At 61.7% G+C, this 17,015-nt stretch carries 18 protein-coding genes; 8 read left to right on the forward strand and 10 right to left on the reverse strand.

Features of this window, described 5'->3' with window-relative positions; genetic code table 11:
- Positions 1–106: 106 nt before the first annotated feature.
- Complete coding sequence (locus PSAKL28_RS08960) at positions 107–1,147, reverse strand: patatin-like phospholipase family protein (RefSeq protein ID WP_038609140.1); 1,041 nt, start codon at positions 1,145–1,147, stop codon at positions 107–109.
- A 157-nt stretch (positions 1,148–1,304) separates the two neighbouring features.
- Here PSAKL28_RS08960 and PSAKL28_RS08965 point away from each other — a divergent pair, with 157 nt between their 5' ends.
- From PSAKL28_RS08965 to PSAKL28_RS08975, 3 genes are all read left to right on the forward strand, one after another.
- On the forward strand, positions 1,305–1,583 hold the full coding sequence (locus PSAKL28_RS08965; RefSeq protein WP_038609143.1) for a hypothetical protein: 279 nt from the start codon (positions 1,305–1,307) through the stop codon (positions 1,581–1,583).
- A gap of 14 nt (positions 1,584–1,597) precedes the next feature.
- On the forward strand, positions 1,598–2,365 hold the full coding sequence (locus PSAKL28_RS08970; protein WP_038609146.1) for a CHAD domain-containing protein: 768 nt from the start codon (positions 1,598–1,600) through the stop codon (positions 2,363–2,365).
- 81 nt (positions 2,366–2,446) lie between these two features.
- Complete coding sequence (locus tag PSAKL28_RS08975) at positions 2,447–3,247, forward strand: acyl-CoA thioesterase (protein WP_038609149.1); 801 nt, start codon at positions 2,447–2,449, stop codon at positions 3,245–3,247.
- Here the strand turns inward: PSAKL28_RS08975 and PSAKL28_RS08980 are convergent.
- The 3 genes from PSAKL28_RS08980 to PSAKL28_RS08990 form a co-directional block, all read right to left on the reverse strand.
- Complete coding sequence (locus PSAKL28_RS08980; RefSeq protein WP_038609151.1) at positions 3,244–3,606, reverse strand: Mpo1-like protein; 363 nt, start codon at positions 3,604–3,606, stop codon at positions 3,244–3,246. The genes PSAKL28_RS08975 and PSAKL28_RS08980 overlap by 4 nt on opposite strands.
- 75 nt (positions 3,607–3,681) lie before the next feature.
- On the reverse strand, positions 3,682–5,160 hold the full coding sequence (locus PSAKL28_RS08985; protein WP_038609153.1) for a methyl-accepting chemotaxis protein: 1,479 nt from the start codon (positions 5,158–5,160) through the stop codon (positions 3,682–3,684).
- Between the two features lie 86 nt (positions 5,161–5,246).
- Entirely contained in the window at positions 5,247–6,053 is an 807-nt protein-coding gene (locus tag PSAKL28_RS08990; protein ID WP_038609155.1) for a TatD family hydrolase, read from the reverse strand.
- Positions 6,054–6,211: 158 nt separating this feature from the next.
- On the opposite strand from PSAKL28_RS08990, the gene PSAKL28_RS08995 reads away from it, so the two are divergent.
- Positions 6,212–7,630: an MltF family protein gene (locus PSAKL28_RS08995; protein WP_038609157.1), complete on the forward strand. Its 1,419-nt coding sequence runs from the start codon at positions 6,212–6,214 to the stop codon at positions 7,628–7,630.
- Between the two features lie 174 nt (positions 7,631–7,804).
- Here the strand turns inward: PSAKL28_RS08995 and PSAKL28_RS09000 are convergent, their stop codons facing one another.
- Both PSAKL28_RS09000 and PSAKL28_RS09005 read right to left on the reverse strand, forming a co-directional pair.
- Positions 7,805–8,665 carry an IS3 family transposase gene (locus PSAKL28_RS09000; protein WP_038609159.1) on the reverse strand — a complete coding sequence of 287 codons (861 nt, stop codon included), beginning with the start codon at positions 8,663–8,665 and terminating at the stop codon, positions 7,805–7,807.
- Positions 8,662–8,955 carry a transposase gene (locus tag PSAKL28_RS09005; protein WP_038608001.1) on the reverse strand — a complete coding sequence of 98 codons (294 nt, stop codon included), beginning with the start codon at positions 8,953–8,955 and terminating at the stop codon, positions 8,662–8,664. The genes PSAKL28_RS09000 and PSAKL28_RS09005 overlap by 4 nt, the downstream gene beginning before the upstream one ends.
- Before the next feature lie 487 nt (positions 8,956–9,442).
- On the opposite strand from PSAKL28_RS09005, the gene PSAKL28_RS09010 reads away from it, so the two are divergent.
- On the forward strand, positions 9,443–9,751 hold the full coding sequence (locus PSAKL28_RS09010) for a hypothetical protein (RefSeq protein WP_038609161.1): 309 nt from the start codon (positions 9,443–9,445) through the stop codon (positions 9,749–9,751).
- Positions 9,752–9,774: 23 nt separating this feature from the next.
- On the opposite strand, the gene PSAKL28_RS09015 is transcribed toward PSAKL28_RS09010, so the two are convergent.
- The 4 genes from PSAKL28_RS09015 to PSAKL28_RS09030 form a co-directional block, all read right to left on the reverse strand.
- On the reverse strand, positions 9,775–10,992 hold the full coding sequence (locus PSAKL28_RS09015; protein ID WP_038609164.1) for a DUF3422 domain-containing protein: 1,218 nt from the start codon (positions 10,990–10,992) through the stop codon (positions 9,775–9,777).
- Between the two features lie 115 nt (positions 10,993–11,107).
- The gene (gene greB, locus PSAKL28_RS09020) at positions 11,108–11,602 is read right to left on the reverse strand and encodes a transcription elongation factor GreB (protein ID WP_038609167.1); all 495 of its coding nucleotides are present in this window, start codon (positions 11,600–11,602) and stop codon (positions 11,108–11,110) included.
- A 78-nt stretch (positions 11,603–11,680) separates the two neighbouring features.
- Positions 11,681–14,197 (reverse strand): ABC transporter permease, encoded by a 2,517-nt coding sequence (locus PSAKL28_RS09025; RefSeq protein WP_038609170.1) that lies wholly within the window; start codon positions 14,195–14,197, stop codon positions 11,681–11,683.
- Positions 14,197–14,880: an ABC transporter ATP-binding protein gene (locus PSAKL28_RS09030; RefSeq protein ID WP_028941428.1), complete on the reverse strand. Its 684-nt coding sequence runs from the start codon at positions 14,878–14,880 to the stop codon at positions 14,197–14,199. The genes PSAKL28_RS09025 and PSAKL28_RS09030 overlap by 1 nt, the downstream gene beginning before the upstream one ends.
- Positions 14,881–14,890: 10 nt before the next feature.
- Here PSAKL28_RS09030 and PSAKL28_RS09035 point away from each other — a divergent pair, with 10 nt between their 5' ends.
- The 3 genes from PSAKL28_RS09035 to PSAKL28_RS09045 all read left to right on the forward strand — a co-directional run bounded on the left by PSAKL28_RS09035 (position 14,891) and on the right by PSAKL28_RS09045 (position 16,927).
- Positions 14,891–15,496 carry an arylesterase gene (locus PSAKL28_RS09035; protein ID WP_038609176.1) on the forward strand — a complete coding sequence of 202 codons (606 nt, stop codon included), beginning with the start codon at positions 14,891–14,893 and terminating at the stop codon, positions 15,494–15,496.
- 56 nt (positions 15,497–15,552) lie between these two features.
- Positions 15,553–15,834, forward strand: a complete 282-nt coding sequence (locus tag PSAKL28_RS09040; RefSeq protein WP_038609179.1) for a hypothetical protein — start codon at positions 15,553–15,555, stop codon at positions 15,832–15,834.
- A gap of 121 nt (positions 15,835–15,955) precedes the next feature.
- A complete protein-coding gene (locus PSAKL28_RS09045) occupies positions 15,956–16,927 on the forward strand; it encodes a L,D-transpeptidase family protein (RefSeq protein ID WP_038609182.1) in 972 nt (323 codons plus the stop codon).
- Positions 16,928–17,015: the final 88 nt, after the last annotated feature.

The raw sequence follows: 17,015 nt of genomic DNA on the forward strand, positions 1-17,015 counted from the left end.
TTTTATATTGTTCATCGCGGGGCAAGCCCGCTCCCACAGGTGCACCTCGACCATTGTGGGAGCGGCGGTGCGACGACTCGACTTGCCCCGCGATGAAGGTAAACAATCAGCGCCGCTCCGCCTCGTAGTTCTCCATGGTATCGCGCGCAATCTCCCGGCCCAGGGCGATCAGCTCCGGCGCTTTGTAAAACTCGAAAAAACGACACACGCGCTTGGGGACGTTGATCAGCACGTCCGGCGGGTAGCCAGCGATCTTGTACTGGGCCAGCGAGGTCTGCATCACTTCAAAGCTCTGGTTGATCAAATCCAGCAGTGACGCGGGGCCGACGTTGTCGATGATGAACGAGCCGGCCGCCGACTTCGGTGCGCCATCACTCTCCGGCGCTGCAGCCGGTTGCTGGGCTTCGGGGTTGGCAGCATCGCTGAGCCAGGGATTGGGGATATGTACGGCCTGTGGTGCGAGTTCCTGCTCGATGCGCATCAGCTGTTCGGCCTGTTTGCGCCGGAACGGCAGGTGTGAACCCAGGGAACTGATCAGGTTGTCGAAACGCAGTTTGAAGGCCGCTGGGCGTTCGATAACTGGTAGCTGGTACTGCTTCTGGTTGGTCGAGTTGAGGTTCACGGCAATGATCAGGTCGCAGTGGCTGGAGACCACCGGAATGATCGGCAACGGGTTGAGAATGCCTCCGTCGACCAGCATGCGGTTACCTTGCACCACCGGGGTGAACAGGCTGGGGATCGCTGCCGAGGCGCGCATGGCCTGGTGCAGGCAGCCTTCCTGGAACCAGATTTCCTGTTGGTTGGTGAGGTCGGCGGCCACTGCCGTGTAGGGGATACGCAGTTCTTCGATATTCACTTCGCCGACGATCTTGCGGATCTGCCCGAAGACTTTCTCGCCACGGATCGCCCCCAGGCGAAAGCTCACATCCACCAGACGCAGCACGTCCAGGTAGTCGAGGCTCTCGATCCAGTTGCGATACTCCTCAAGCTTGCCCGCCGCATAGATGCCGCCAATCACCGCCCCCATGGAGCAACCGGCGACACAGGCGATGTCATAGCCGCGACGTTCCAGTTCTTCGATCACCCCAATGTGCGCATACCCGCGAGCTCCGCCCGAGCCCAGTACCAATGCCACGCGTTTGCTCATGATGGCTCCCGGTTGTAATGCGTCGATGGTCTAACAATGCGCCCATTCGCGTCTGTGCTTCAATCGTCATCCGCGCTGCGCTACGCTTTGCAGGGCACTTTTCTTCTTTGTAGCCGTCGAACACGCCACTTTGCACTTTTCTTTTGAGGAATCACCGATGAAAGCCTGGATTTGCCTGCCCCTGATTGCTCTGCTCCTGACCGGTTGTGCTGGCAAGACAGCCTATCGCGACAGTTGTGCCAATCAGCTGGACTCGGCCTGGAAGGAACTTGATCTGGCCAAGGCTGAAGGCTTTGCTGGTACTGTCAGTTATTCCAAGGCGCTTTCGTTGTTGACCGGGGCCAAAACCCAGCAGCAGTTCGAAGCGTTCGAAGGGTGCAGCAATAAAGCTGAAAAAGCGCGTTTCTACATTCATGAATCCCGCGCCGGTCGCTGATACAGGAGAACACCATGTCAGCCATGCTTGACCATGTGATTGCCCAGGTACTGGCCCTGCAGGTTCGCCTGCTTGCTTGCCAGGCACGGCTGGCGGGTGATACCGACAGCGAGGCACTGCATGACCTGCGGATTGCCACGCGTCGCTTGCGCAGCTTGCTGCGACCACTGCGTGAGTTGCCAGGGGTCGAGCAGCTGGAAGGCGCGGCGCAGGCGTTGGGTAATCTGACCACCCCGCTGCGTGACCGCGAGGTGCTGGCCGCGCAGTTGCTTGAGCGCGATCAGCTGGCGGCGGCGCAAGTGCGTCTGGCTCACCGCCGGGAAACTTTCGCCAGCGTAGCCGAGAGTGCCGAGCTGGGTCGGCTGCTGGCGATTGTCGATGCCTTTCCGATTTTCCTGCGGGCCGCCGAGCGTGAAGGCTTGATCCGTAAACTGCACAAGCGCATCGACAAGCGCCTGGAAAAGCAGTGGAAGCAGCTGCGCGAAGCGCTGCAGGATCCGGCCCATGACCGTCATCGCCTGCGTTTGCTGATCAAGCGTGTGCGTTATGCGGCTGAAGCCTACCCGCAACTGGAGCATGCCGGGCGCCGTTTGCAGTGCTTGCTCAAGCGTGCGCAAAGCGACCTGGGTAGTTGGCACGATCTTCTGCAATGGTTGCTGCAGGCCGGGCAACAGCGAGACCTGGCGCCTTGTGTCGAGCACTGGCAAGCCCAGCTGCAGGACGCCGAACAGCGAGCCGATGTCACCCTGGAGCGCTTGCAAACGCTGCTGGTGCGGCGATAAGCCGCTGATATGGCGCAAATGCGGGCTGCCGCTGGCGCCTCTGCTGGTTAAGATCGGCCTTTTCCCACGGATGAGGTCGGCATGAATTTCTCGCAATTGCTCAAGACGGTCCGCCTGCATCCCCAGGCGGTAACCATTCCAGCCAGCTGGGCGCAAGGGCGCGCCTGTTTCGGTGGCCTGATGGCGGCCCTGCTCTACGAAACCATGCTCACCAAGACTTCGCCCGGTCGTCCGGTGCGTTCCCTGGCGATCACCTTCGTTGGCCCGGCCGAGCCCGAAGTGCCGATCAGTTTTGAGGTCGAGCTGCTGCGCGAGGGCAAAGCGGTCAGCTCCTTGTTGGGCCGCGCGGTGCAAAATGGCCAGGTAGTGACCCTGATACAGGGCAGTTTCGGTGGCGGACGCGATTCAGTGGTCAATCTTCCGGCATTGCCTGCGGTGGAGATGAGCAGCCTTGAGGCTGCCTCCAGCGAGCTCCCCTATATCAAAGGCGTGACCCCTGAGTTCATGCAGCATGTGTCCCTGCGCTGGGCAATTGGCGGGATTCCGTTCAGCAACAATCACTCGCGCAGCATGGGCGGTTGGGTGCGCTTGCGTGACGAAGGCGGTGACGAAACCCTGAGTGAAGCGCATCTGCTGGCGCTGGTCGATGCCTGGCCACCCAGCTTGTTGTCGCACCTGAACAAGCCTGCGGCCGGCAGCACCCTGACCTGGACCATCGAATTCATTCAGCCGGTGGCGAGCCTGACCACCCAGGACTGGTGCAAGTACTGTGTGCAGACTGAGTATGCCCGCGATGGCTACGGGCACGCGGCAGCCGCCCTGTGGACGGCTTCAGGTGAGTTGCTGGCCATCAGCCGGCAAACGGTTACCGTGTTCGCCTAGTGACGATGGCGCTTGCGCCAGGCGCGCCACCAGGCGCCACTGAGCACAAAGCGCGGAAAGGTGATGAACTGTTCCACCAACAACCGGCCGATGGCGTCCTTGCGGTCGCTGAAGGGTTCCGGTTGTTCGGCTTCCAGGCGATGGCCATGGCGCTGCAGACCAAGGCCTGCGATCAGGGCAATGATGCCGACGGCCAATTGCCCCAGATCCAGCGAGAACAATCCGGACAGCACCAGTAGCACGCCGAGGATGAACAGCGGCACAGCGATCAGGTGCAACACCAGGTTGGTCGGGTTGCGGTGATTGTGGTGGTAGCCACGCCATTGCCAGGCGTGCAGGTTAGGCAAGCGTTTGCTCATGGGAAACTCCTCAGGGCCATGTCTGAAGAATAGTGCGGCCCCCGTCAGGGGGCCAATGAGCGCCGGCTATCGGGCTTATAGCTTGAGTTGGCCAATGGCCTTGTTCAATTCACCGGCCAGGGTGGCCAGTTCGCTGCTGGTGGTGGCCGAGTCGACGGTCTGCTGAACGGTCTCTTCGGTGACGTCGCGAATACTCACCACCGCCCGATTCATTTCTTCGGCCACCTGGCTTTGCTGCTCGGCGGCAACGGCAATCTGTGTATTGCTTTCACGCATCTGTGCGACCGCACTGGTGATCTCGGCCAGGGCGGCACCGGCTTCCTGAGCCTGCTGGACGCAATCGTCAGCCTTGAACGAGCTTTCCTGCATGAAATCCACTGCATCACGGGTGCCTGCCTGCAGCGCTGCAACCATGGTGGTGATTTCATCGGTGGAGGCCTGCACACGCTTGGCCAGGTTGCGCACCTCATCGGCGACGACGGCAAAGCCACGACCCAGGTCGCCAGCACGGGCAGCTTCGATGGCCGCGTTGAGGGCCAGCAGGTTGGTCTGCTCGGCAATGCTGTGAATCACGCCGACCACGCCATTGATTTTCTGGCTGTCCTCGGCCAGCTGGCGAATCATTTCGGCGGTCTGCTGCACGCCGCTGGACAATCCGGAAATCGAGGTCTGTACGCGGCTGACCACTTCCTGGCCGCTGCCGGCCAGGGTGTCGGCAGTCTGCGACAAGTCGCGGGTGGCGCCGGCATGCTGGGCGATGTGATAAACCGTGGCCGACATCTCGTTGATCGCGGTGGCGGCCTGATCGGTTTCGCTCTGCTGGCCGAGCATGCCGTGGCGCACGTCGTTCATGCTCGCGGCCAGGCGCGCGGCACCGGAGTCGAGCTGGGCGGCGGTACGCGCCACGGTGTTGACCACGCGGTGATAGGTGGTCTGCATGGCGTTGAAGGCGCTGGCCATCTGCCCGACTTCATCGCCACAGGACAAGGGCACCCGGGCTGAGAGGTCGCCGGTCTTTTCGACATGCAGCATCACGTCCTTGAGGGTGTTGAGCTGGCTGAGCAGGAAGCGGATCAGCAACTGCGAGGCGCAGAGCATTGCCAGCATCAGGATCAGCACGCAAACCGCGTAGTTGGTGAAGCGGTCAGTAAACACCTGAAGCAGGCTGGGGGAGGGGGCGAGAACGGCAATTTGCTGGCCGTCGCGGCTGATTACCTGGGCGCCGCTCAGTGGATCGGTGCCGGTCAGGGCCAGCCCCTGCAGCTCGACCCAGCCCTGAGCGCTGGCCAGGGCTTCGAGGTTGTGATCGGCAAACAAGGGCACTTGCCCCGGGGTGTACTGCAGCCACAGCGGGTTTTGCGGCAGGGCCTGGCCAGCCGGCCAGGCCGCCAGCAACTGAGCCTCGGACTGGGCCTTGGCCTGGGCTTCCTGCGCCCTGGCCTGTTGCTCCAGGTGCACGGCATACAGCACCAGGAACAGGGTTGTGACGAAGGCCACCGCATTGACGGCCCAGAATTTGTATTTCAGGGAGATATTGCTAAGCCAGGCACCCATGGAAGGTCTTCTCTGATTGAGCGGAAACATTGTTGGCAAGGTGCCATCATTGTGCCGAACCGAGCAGGGGTGCGCCTTGATATGCGTCAAATAATCGCGGGCAGGGTAAAGAAGGCGCGTGCACAGGCGGTGGTATGGGCTGCCAGATGCTCGGTGCTTTCGTTCCGGTGCAAGGCAACTTCGCGCAGTACTTCAGTGAGGAATGCCGGCTCGTTGCGGCCGCTCTTGGGCTTTGGCCGCAGGCTGCGCGGCAACAGGTACGGTGCATCGCTTTCGAGCATCAGCCGGCCCTGGGGAATACTGCTCACCAATGGGTGCAGGTGGGTGCCACGGCGCTCGTCGCAGATCCAGCCGGTGATGCCGATGTGCAGGTCGAGATCGAGGTAGCCGAACAGCGCGGCGCGTTCGCCGGTAAAGCAATGCACCACCGCGGCGGGCAGGCGGTCACGGTAGTCCTTGAGGATCGCCAGCAGGCGCTCGCTGGCATCACGTTCATGGAGAAATACCGGCATCTGTAATTCAACCGCCAGCGCCAGTTGTTCCTCCAGGGCTTTCTCCTGCTGTGGACGAGGGGAGAAATCACGGTTGAAATCCAGGCCGCATTCGCCCACCGCAAGCACCCGGGGCTGCTCCAGCAAGGCCCGCATCTGCCGGGCACTGTCGCTGCTCCAATGGCTGGCATCGTGAGGGTGAACACCGGCGGTGCTGAACAGCCGTTGGCCACTTTCATCCAGCGCCAGGCACAGCTCCAGCGCCTGTTCGCTACCTTCCAGGCTGGTGCCGGTAACCATCATTTGCACCACGCCGGCGGCCTCGGCGCGCTCGAGAATCGCTTGGTGTTTGTCGGCAAAACTTGGGTTGGTCAGATTGACGCCGATGTCGATGAGTTGCATGGTGCTACCTCAGGCCGCTGGCCGGCCAGCATAGCAAAGCTCGAGTAATTTCGATAAATCGAAGAACTTCAACGAGTTGTCGTGGTCTTTTGCGGTCAATTGTCATGGAGTGACCGCAGGCTATGACGCCAACCCCACACGCGCGGACCTTGATACGGATGACCCGAGCGCTGTTTTTGTTGATCGTGCTGGGCTTTGGGCTGCTTCTGGCAGGCCCGGCCAGCGCGCGCCTGCCCGGTCCGCAACAAACGGTGAGCAAAACCCAGGCCCGCGACCTGGCGCAGATTCGCAGCAGCCGGGTCCTCAAGGTGCTGGTCAACCAGAGCCGCAACAGCTCCGGCGAAGTCAAAGGCGAGCCGGTGGGCGTGGAATATCACCGGCTGCGTGCCTTTGAGCACTACCTCAATGGCCGCGCCCGCGATGGCCAGGAAATTCGCCTGAAAATCATTCCGCGGGCCAAAGAGCAACTGCTGGCAGCGCTGCAGCGTGGCGAAGCCGATCTGGTGGCGCCGGGCGAACTGCTTGACCCAACTTCTACCCGTGGTCTGGTGGCCAGCGATCCGGTGGTGGACAACGTGCCCATGGTGCTGGTGGGACGCAAGGGTGAACGCAGCTTTCAGCGGGTCGAGCAGTTGTCCGGGCGGACCCTGGCCCTGACCAGTGCCAGCGCCGTCGGCGATACCCTGCATGAAATCAACCAGAAGCTGGCCCTGCGCAAGCTGCCGCCGATCAAGGTCGAATGGGTCGATCCGACATTGGCGGTGGAAGATGTTCTGGAAATGGTCCAGGCCGGGATTTTTCATCTGACAGTCGTCGAGCAGCCAATCGCCGAGCGTTGGGCCAGGGTCATGCCCAAGCTGCGTATCGATCGCAAAGTGCAGGTTGCCGCCCCGGAGGCGATGCGTTGGTACGTGCGGCGCGATGCGGTGATGTTGCACGCCAGTGTCGACCGCTTCTTGCAGGGCTACCGGCCGCCGGAGAACCAGGATGCGGCATTCGAGCGTATCTATCGGCGCCTGTACCGGGTGCACAATCCGTTGGCGCGCAATGACCGCAAACGGCTGGAAGCGCTGCGACCGGTGTTGCAGCGTCATGCCAGTGAACAGAATATCGATTGGTTGAACCTGGCCGCGGTGGCCTTCAAGGAGTCTTCGCTCAACCCTGCGGCCCGAGGTGCCGGGGGAACCCATGGGTTGATGCAGATCACTTCCAGCGCGGCGCAGCGGGTGGGGGTGAGCAACATCAGTAATGTCGATGGCAATGTGCAAGCCAGTGCGCGCTATATGGCGATGATTCGGCGCAAATTCTTTTCCAGTAACCAGCTTAATGAGCGCGAGCGTATGGCCTTTACCCTGGCGGCCTACAACCTGGGACCGGAGCGGGTTCAGGCAATGCGGGCAGAAGCGCGGCGCCGGGGTTTGAACGGCAATCAGTGGTTTTTCCAGACCGAGCGTATCGCCATGGAGCAGGTGGGGATGGGGCCGGTCAGTTACGTCAACAGCGTTAACAAGTACTTCCTGGCATTCGACCGTGAGCGGGAGTCGCTGGAGGCTAAGCGGAGCAAGCTGGCCCGGTAGGGGCGGGCTTGCCCCGCGATGAGGCCTTTGATTGCCCAGTATTTTTTGAGCATATCCATTTGCCAGGGTGGCGCGGAATCACCTTTCCGCCCTTACGGCGGCTTACTTTTTTTCAGTCGAAAAAAAAGTAAGCATGGAACTGTCCCTTGGCAACGGACGCCAAGAAGCTGGGTGTTAAGGATTCCGCCTCAAGCCCTTTGCATAAGCGTTCGGTGAACGATAACCCAACGCCGAATGCAGCCGACTGCTGTTGTAGAAACCATGGATGTAGCTCGCGATTGCCCCATAAGCTAGCCTCTTGCTCTGATAGACCCCGCTTGCTTCTTCCTTCTTAAGCGTAGCGAAAAAGCTTTCAGCGACGGCATTGTCCCAGCAGTTTCCTTTGCGGCTCATGCTCTGCGTAAAGCCTTTTTCGGCCAATGCTTGGCGAAATTTGCTGCTCGTATATTGGCGTCCCTGGTCGGAATGGAACACAACCCCAGAAGGCCCCAAACTGGCGTTCCAAGCGTTGATAAATGCGCGCTCAACCAAATCATCCGGCATCCTGTCCGCCAAGCTGTAGCCCAGCACCTGGCGGGTCTGGATGCTTAAGACCACCGCCAGGTACAGCCAGCCTTCTCGGGTTGAAATGTAGGTGATGTCGCTCACCCAGGCTGGATTGGCGCTCTGTACCGAAAACTGACGGTCAAGCACATTGCGTGCGACAGGCTGGAAGTGGCGACTGTCCGTGGTCTGGGGCCGGAAGCGAGCCTTGGGTTTGCCATGGATACCTTCCTCGTGCATCAGCCGCGTAACCCGTTTGTGGCCGACTCGATGAGGTATCTGACGCAATGCCTCGACCAACCGTGGCCGCCCATAGGTGCTTCGACTGGCGGCATGGATCCTGCGCAGATCAATTCGAATCTGTTTGTCTGGATCTGGGCGAACCGGGCGGTTTAGGTAATCGTAAAATCCTGAAGCTGACACGCCCAACACCCGGCACAACAAACGCACCGGGAACTGAGCCCGCTCTTTAGCGACGAAGGCGTATCTCACCTGGACTCTTTGGCAAAGAATACCGCCGCCTTTTTTAGGATTTCACGCTCCATTTTGAGTTCAGCATTCTCGGCCCGTAATCGCGCCAGCTCGCTGCTCTCCTTGGTAACAGGTTGACGCTCCGGTGAACTCAACGGAAGACCTTTGCGTGACGCATCGACCCAGTTATCCAGCGTCTTAACAGACATCTCTAGCTGACGAGCGGCTTCGGTTCTGCCGACCGTTTCAGCCAGTGCAACAGCTTGGGCCTTGAATTCGTCGGTGTAGCTACGGCGATTTGGTGGGTACATGGGAACCTCCAAGTTAGCGATGTAAGTATCGCTTCTTGGCGTCCGTTGTCATGGGACAGTTCCAGCAAAAAATTCTCGCCCCACCAGGGGCCCTACGCTGCGCTTCGGGTCCCTTCGCTCCGGCGTCGCTACGGGGCATTGCGAGCAACTCTACGCTTCGCAACTTCGGCTAACGCCGAAGGCGCTGCGCGCTAGCCCCTCCACGACACCTCCACTCAGCCCTACTGGTTAACGGGGCGGGTGGATCAAGATCAAAAGCAGAGCAAGAGCACAATTCGCTTCGCTCTTGTTTTTTGTGTGGCAACGACCTTGGTGCGGGTTGACATTCCGCCCGCCGCTTCTCTAGGATGCTGACTTGCGCCGATTTAAACAGCTACTTGCGGGGCGCAGGAGAACCCGATGTGGTTCACCGAATACCGCTAAAACGCTGGTTCGGTGACGCCTCCCACCGCAGCCCAGCGGGATCTGCGAGGCGGAGAATTACTCCATGAGTTGTCCACGTACCAGTGTCTGTCTGACCCCTCTGCCTGCCAGCCAGGCCACCCGTGTGCCGCGCATTTTGCTGGGCGGTAGCCACCAACCTACACTCCTGCGATTTCTCGATGGCTGGCCGCGCCGCAAAGGCAGCGCCACAGCATTTCTGATTCAGTTCGCCGACACCCGCGCTTCCCTTGACCAGTTCGCCAGCGACCGCTTCGACCTGGCTGTGATTCAGTCGCCCAGCGCTGAAGACGCCGCCGAGGTGATCGGGCACCTGACCCGCGTTGCGCGACAAGGCTTGATCACCCGCGGTTGATTCCGCTGTTGGGCAAGGGCAGTTCAATGTGCCTTGGCTTTTCTGATCCGCAGCAAGATCACCAGCAAGATAAGGATCGCTACCGGCGCCATTGCCAGTAGCGCATCGCGTGCTGAAAGTGGTGCGCCGAGGGTATGCAAACCGGCATAGACCAGTTTGAACAGGCTCAGCAGGTAGTAGGTGATGGCAATGATCGACAGGCCTTCCACCGCCCGCTGGATCTTGATCTGCGATTCGGCGCGGGCATTGAGACTGCGCAAGATTTCGGCGTTCTGTTCTTCCATTTCCACCTGTACCCGCGCTTGCAGCAGATCGCCAAGGTTGGCGACGCCTTCGGCCAGTTGCTCCAGACGCTGCTCGGTGGCAGCGCAATAGCGCACGGTGGGTTTGAAGCGGCGCTCGATGAATATACCCAGGCGCTGGCAGTCGCCGACATGGCTTTCGCGCAGTTCGCCCATGCGTTCGAACACCAGCTGTGCGTAGGCTTGGGTGGCGCTGAAACGGTGACGGCTTTTCACCGTGCTGCCGACCACCTGGCGTGACAGCTGGGCGATATCTTCCAGCAAGGCCTTGGCATTGCCACCGTCGCTGGCCACGTTGCGTTCCGACAAGCTGACCAGGCTGCGGTCATAGGCATCCAGTTGACCGCTCAAGGCTTTGGCGGTGTCCAGGCTTAACGAGGCCATCATCCGGTAGGTCTCAATCTCCAGCAGACGGCGGATCATGCGGCCCTGGCGATAGGCATTGAGCCGGCGGTTGATGAACAGAAAGCGATTGGTGCCGTCTTCGGTCAGGCGAAAATCGCTCCAGACCACGGCATCGCCACCGCCGACACAGGAGCCGCAGGGGTCCTTGAAACCATAGCGGCTGAGGTCCAGCCCGTTTTCATCGCGCACCACCACTTGCACAGCATTGATGATCAGGTCTTCGAAGGGCTCGATCGCCTGTGCCAGCAACTCGGGAAGCGAGCGCCAGTTCAGCTCGCTACTGTCTGCGGGCACCACCAGGGTCAGGGTAAAGAATTCGGCATGGCGCTCCCACTTGAACGGATGGCCATGGAACTGAGTGATGCCTTGCGTCGCTTCAGGCGCGAAGGTGTCGGGAGTGCAGCGCTGCAGCAGGGCATTGCATTGAGCGGCAGTGCCGAGAAAGGCCAGATGGTAAACATGAGCCGGCTCGTCGAAATACAGCGACGGGCGAGCATGCAGCTCGTTGTGCAGCGCTTTTCGTTGGGCATGCATGAGGGTTCAGACCGTATTGTTGTGTTTGTCCGCTGTTCCAGGTGCCAGAGGCACTTTCATGGGACTGGTCAAAGGCCGGCACGAGTCACGCTGCGCCAGCAAACACATGACGCTGTTACGCCTCTTTGTTTGAACCCGGTGGTTTATAGGTGACGCTGTTGATGTACCAGGTCGCTTCCCCATTGGGTGTCTGCACGACTACCTCGTCGTCTTTACCTTTCTTCAGCAGCGCGCGGGCCATGGGCGAGTCAATTGAGATGTAGTCGTTTCGACCATAGATCTCGTCGTAGCCGACGATCCTGAAGGTCTTGGTCTCGCCTTCGTCGTTCTCGATCTCTACCCAGGCGCCGAAGAACACCTTGCCTTCCTGTTCAGGCGAATAATCGACGACTTTTGCGTCCTCCAGGCGTTTGCGCAGGTAGCGCACGCGCCTGTCGATTTCCCGCAACAGCTTCTTGTTGTACTGATAGTCGGCGTTTTCACTGCGGTCGCCCAGCGACGCGGCCCAGGCAACCTTGGCGGTAATCTCGGGGCGGTAAGTGCGCCAAAGGTGATCCAGCTCGCTTTTCAGCGCCTCGTAACCTTCTCGGGTGATGATGTTTGTAGCCACGCTTGGTCCTTCATGGGGTCGGTATGGCGAGAGATGTACGGATTCTAACGATATCCCGCCAATACCACCTGCTTTCTGTCAGCCTTCACGCAGTACTTTAAGCGGGCTGGCATTGAGTGCACGGCGAGTGCCGTAGACCCCGGCACCGCCCACCAGCAAAGCGCCAATAACCGGCAACAATAGCAACCAGGGGTGCGGACTCCAGCTCAGGTCGAAGGCGTAGCGGTACAGCAGCAGGGTGATCAGCTCACAGCCGATGGCCGCCAGTAAACCGCTGGCGGCACCCAGCAAGCCGAACTCGATGCGTCGGGCCTTGATCAGCAGGCTGCGCCCGGCGCCCAGCGCACGCAACAGGGCGCCTTGGCGAATGCGCTCGTCCAGTGTCGCCTGCAGGCCGGCAAACAACACTGCCAGCCCCGCCGCAAGGACAAACAACAGCACATACTCAACCGCCAGGGTGACCTGGGCGAGGATGCTGCGTAGCTGTTCGAGCAGTGCATCGACCTGCAGGATGGTGACTGCCGGGAACGCCCGCGACAATGCCACCACCTGCTGATCGTGGCCGGCGGCGAGGAAGAAGCTGGTCAGGTAGGTGGTGGGCAAATTCTGCAACGTGCCGGGCTGGAAGATCATGTAGAAGTTCGGCTGGAAACTGTCCCAGTTGACTGTGCGCAGGCTGCTGACCACCGCCTGGCGCTGCTGGCCACCGATGCTGAAGGTGAGCTGGTCGCCAAGTTTCAGCTTGAGGCTCTGCGCCAGTTCGCTCTCAACCGACACGCCGGGCAGGCCATTGCCATTGCCATTGCCACTGCTGGCCTGCCACCACTGGCCTTCGCTAAGGGTGTTGCCCTGGGGCAGGTCGGCGGCCCAGGTCAGGCTCAGGTCGCGCTGTACGGCGCGATCGCCGGTGGACTCCTTGCTGACGATCTGCTGTACGGCCTGGCCGTTGATTTCGGTCAGACGTCCGGGAATGACCGGGTACAGCGGTGCGGCTTCGGCGGAAAATTCGTTCAGGCGCTGGGCGAAGGTGTTTTTGTCGTCGGGCAGAATGTTCAGGGCGAAGTAGTTCGGCGCGTCCTTGGGCAACTGGTTTTGCCAGGTGTCGAGCAGTTCGGCCCGCAGCAAGGCGATCAGCGCCATGGCCAACAGGATCAGGCCGAAGGCCAGGGATTGTCCGGCAGCTGCCAGCGGGTGGCGTAACAGTTGGCCCAGGCCCAGGCGCCAGGCCAGGGGCGAGCCGGCAAGCAAGCGCCGCAGGCTGCGCAGGCCGAGCAATAGCAGGCCGCCGAGGAGTACCGCCGCCACCAGGCCGCCGCCGAGCAGGGCAAAGGTCAGCAGCAGGTCGAGGCTCAAACGCCACATGATCAGGCCCAGGGTGAGCAGGGCGGCGCCGTACACCAGCCAGCTACTCGCTGGCACCGGCAGCAAGTCGCGGCGCAGCACGCGCAGCGGTGGCACCCGGCCCAAGGCGGCCAGTGGCGGCAGTGCAAAACCCGCCAGAGCGACCATGCCGGTAGCGATCCCGGCCAGCGCGGGGGCCAGCCCACCGGGCGGGATCTGCGCGGGCATCAGGCCTTGCAGCAGCTTGAACAGACCGAGCTGTGCCAGCCAGCCGAGCAACGCGCCACCCAAGGCGGCCAGGCTGCCGAGGATTGCCAGCTGCAGGCAGAACAGGCTCAGTGCCTGGCGCCGCGACAGCCCCAGGCAACGTAGCAGGGCGCTGGCATCAAATCGGCGGGTGGCAAAGCGGCTGGCAGATAAGGCCACAGCGACGCCAGCCAGCAGCACCGCAACCAGGCTGGCCATGTTCAGATAGCGTTCAGCCTTGCCCAGGGCACCGCCGATCTGCCGGTTACCGTCGCGCGAATCCAGCAGGCGCTGGTTTGGCGCCAGCTCTTTGCTGATGCTGTCTCGGTAACTGGCCAGGGCCTCGGGTTCACCGCGCCAGAGATCACGGTAACTGACCCGGCTGCCAGGTTGCACCACGCCGGTGGCGTCGAGGTCGGCAAGGTTGATCAGTACGCGCGGTGTCAGGCTGTAGAAGTTGCCGGCGCGGTCAGGCTCGTAGGTCAGCACCCGGCTCATGCGCAAGGTTTTCATGCCGACGTCGATACTGTCGCCGATCTTCAGGTTCAGGGCCGCCAACAGCCGCGGTTCGACCCAGGCCTCGCCCGGCGCCGGCCCGCTGCCGCTGGTTTCACTGGCATAGGGTTCGGCAGCGCTGCGCAGTTCGCCGCGCAGTGGATAGGCGTTGTCGGCAGCCTTGATGCTCGACAACTGGATGCCGTTATCGGTGGCAATCACGCTGGAGAATTCAACCACCTGGGCGTGCAGCAGCCCGGCGGACTTGCCACTGGCGATCTGTTCGGGCCGGGCTGGCGAGCTGCCTTGCAATACCAGGTCGGCGCCGAGGAACTCAGTGGCGCGAAGCAACATGGCGCCGTTAAGGCGGGCGCCGAAGTAGCCGATGGCGGTGCTGGCGGCCACTGCCACCAGCAGGGCGAAGAACAGCACGCGCAGCTCGCCGGCACGGGCGTCGCGCAGCAACTGGCGCAGGGCCAGGGCGAACAGGCGGAAAAACGGCAGGCGGGCCATCAGGGCTCCAGCGGCGCGACCAGGTGGCCGGCGTCTAGGCGGATCAGACGGCGGCAGCGCTGGGCCAGGCGTTCGTCATGGGTGACCAGTACCAGGGTGGTACCACGTTCCTTGTTCAGCTCGAACAGCAGGTCGCTGATACGCTCGCCGGTATGGCTGTCGAGGTTGCCGGTCGGCTCGTCGGCGAACAGCACCGCAGGTTCCGCGGCAAAGGCTCGGGCGATGGCCACGCGCTGCTGCTCGCCACCCGACAATTGCCGTGGCGAGTGGCTCAGGCGCTGACCCAGGCCGACCCGTTCGAGCAGGCTGCGGGCATGTTCGCGGGCGTCGCGGCGACCGTCCAGTTCCAGGGGCAGCATGACGTTTTCCAGGGCGTTGAGGCTGTCGAGCAACTGGAACGACTGGAACACGAAGCCCACATGTTCGGCACGTACCCGCGCGCGCTGGTCTTCGTCCAGCGGGCCGAGGTCGTGGCCTGCGAGGGTCACCGAGCCTGCGCTGGGCAGGTCCAGGCCGGCAAGCAGGCCGAGCAGGGTCGACTTGCCCGAACCCGATGCCCCGACAATGGCCAGGCTGTCGCCCTGTTTCAATTCCAGTGAGAGTTCGTGCAGGATGGTCAGGTCGCCTTCCGCGCTGGGAACCACTTTGCTAAGGTTCCGCGCAGTGAGAATGCTGGGGCCCATGGAGAATCCGATGCGAGTGTGGTTATTGAGTGCTGGCCTGGCCTTGATGTGCATGGCGCAGGGCGCAGCAGCGGGTACCGTGCTGATTGTCGGCGATAGTATCAGTGCCGCTTTCGGCCTGGATACCCGCCAGGGCTGGGTTGCCTTGCTGGAGCAACGCCTGAAAACCGAGGGAATCGACGCCACCGTGGTCAATGCCTCGATCAGTGGCGACACCAGTGCAGGCGGCCAGGCGCGGCTGCCAGCGCTGCTTGCAGAGCACAAGCCGGAGTTGGTGGTGCTGGAACTGGGTGGCAATGATGGCCTGCGTGGGCAGCTTCCAACGCAATTGCAACAAAATCTTGCCTCGATGATCGATGAGTCCCGCGCGGCCGGTGCCAAGGTGCTGTTGCTGGGCATGCGTTTACCGCCCAATTACGGCAAGCGTTACACCGATGCGTTCGCTCAGGTTTATGAAAATCTGGCGACGCAAAAACAGGTGCCGCTGGTGCCGTTTTTCCTCGAAGGGGTGGGCGGTGTGCCCGAGCTGATGCAGGCCGACGGTATCCATCCGGGGCAGGGCGCCCAGGCGCGCTTGCTGGAAAATGCCTGGCCGCAGCTAAAACCGCTGCTTTGATGCTTTTATACTGACCGGCTTTCGGCTAATGTGGCGCCCCCGATTTGGAGCCCCCGATGCCGCGTCCCGCCTGGTCCCTGTTTGCCTATCAATTGATCGAGCCTGACGAACAGCTTGACCTGTTCGCCTGCCAGGAGATCCGCGTCCATCTTGTGGCCCGTCAGCTGGAGCTGGGAGGCTCGGCCGACCGCACGCTGTGCGGCACCTTGTTGCCGGCGCAGCCGCGCTGGTCCACGGTCGAGCGCGGTATTTACCGCGATCGGCGCCTGTGCACACTGTGCCGGGCCATTCTCGATGCCCAGCGCCGCGGTACGCGGCCTGTGTGGCCGGAACTGTAACGCTCCGATATAACCTTTCATCCCTTGTAACGCCTTCCTCCGTCCGGATCACTCCCGATTGTGCCGGGGGCGGTGTACAATCGTCGTCTTGACCTCACTGAATTAGCGAAGGATTTCCCGGATGTTGCCGCGCTTTCCCGCCGTCACCCGTTGCCTGTCCCTGGCCGCCCTGCTGGCGGCAGGTCCTGTTGCTGCGCTGGAGTTCCCCCTGCCACCGCCGGGCGAAGATGTCATTGGTCAGGTTCAAGTGATCAAGGCCAAGTACGAAGACACCTTTGCCGATATCGGCACGGCCAACGACCTGGGCTATCTGGAAATGATCGCCGCCAACCCGGGCGTCGACCCCTGGCTGCCGGGCGCCGGCACCGAGATCATCCTGCCGACCCGTTTCATCCTGCCGCCAGGCCCGCGCGAAGGCATCGTCATCAACCTCGCCGAGTACCGCATGTACTTCTACCCGAAAGGGCAGAACGTAGTGCATACCTATCCGCTGGGTATCGGGCGTGAAGGCTGGGGATCGCCGATCGCCAATACCAAGGTCACGGCCAAGACGCCAAACCCGACCTGGACGCCTCCGGCCTCGATCCGCAAGGAACACGCCGAAGACGGTGACATCCTGCCAGCCGTGGTACCGGCAGGCCCGGATAACCCGCTGGGTCCTTACAAGTTCACCCTGGGCGTACCGGGTTACCTGATTCACGGCTCGAACAAGAAGTTCGGTATCGGCATGCGCACCAGCCACGGTTGCTTCCGCATGTTCAACAACAACGTGCTGGAGCTGTCGAAGATGGCCCCGGTCGGTGTTCCGGTACGCATCATCAACGAGCCGTACAAGTTCGGTATCAGCGCTGGCAAGGTCTACCTCGAGGCGCACACGCCGCTGGACGACAAGGGCGATCCGTCGGTGGTCGACAAGCACACCGCAGTGATCAACGCCTTGCTCAAGCGCGAAGACCTGGCCAACAACCTGCGCATGAACTGGGACATGGTGCGTGACGTGGTTGCCGCTGAGGACGGCATGCCGGTGGAAATCGCCGTGCCAACCACCGGCCAGCAGCCAATGGTTTCAAGCGTACCGCTAGACATGCAGTAACCCCCAGGGTTGTTGCATCCGAGGCCTGCCATTGTGCAGGCCTCGTCGTTTCTGTCGGTTACTTTCTTGCAGGCAATAAAAAAGCCGA

The organism is Pseudomonas alkylphenolica (genome assembly GCF_000746525.1).
GTDB classification, from domain to species: Bacteria; Pseudomonadota; Gammaproteobacteria; order Pseudomonadales; family Pseudomonadaceae; genus Aquipseudomonas; species Aquipseudomonas alkylphenolica.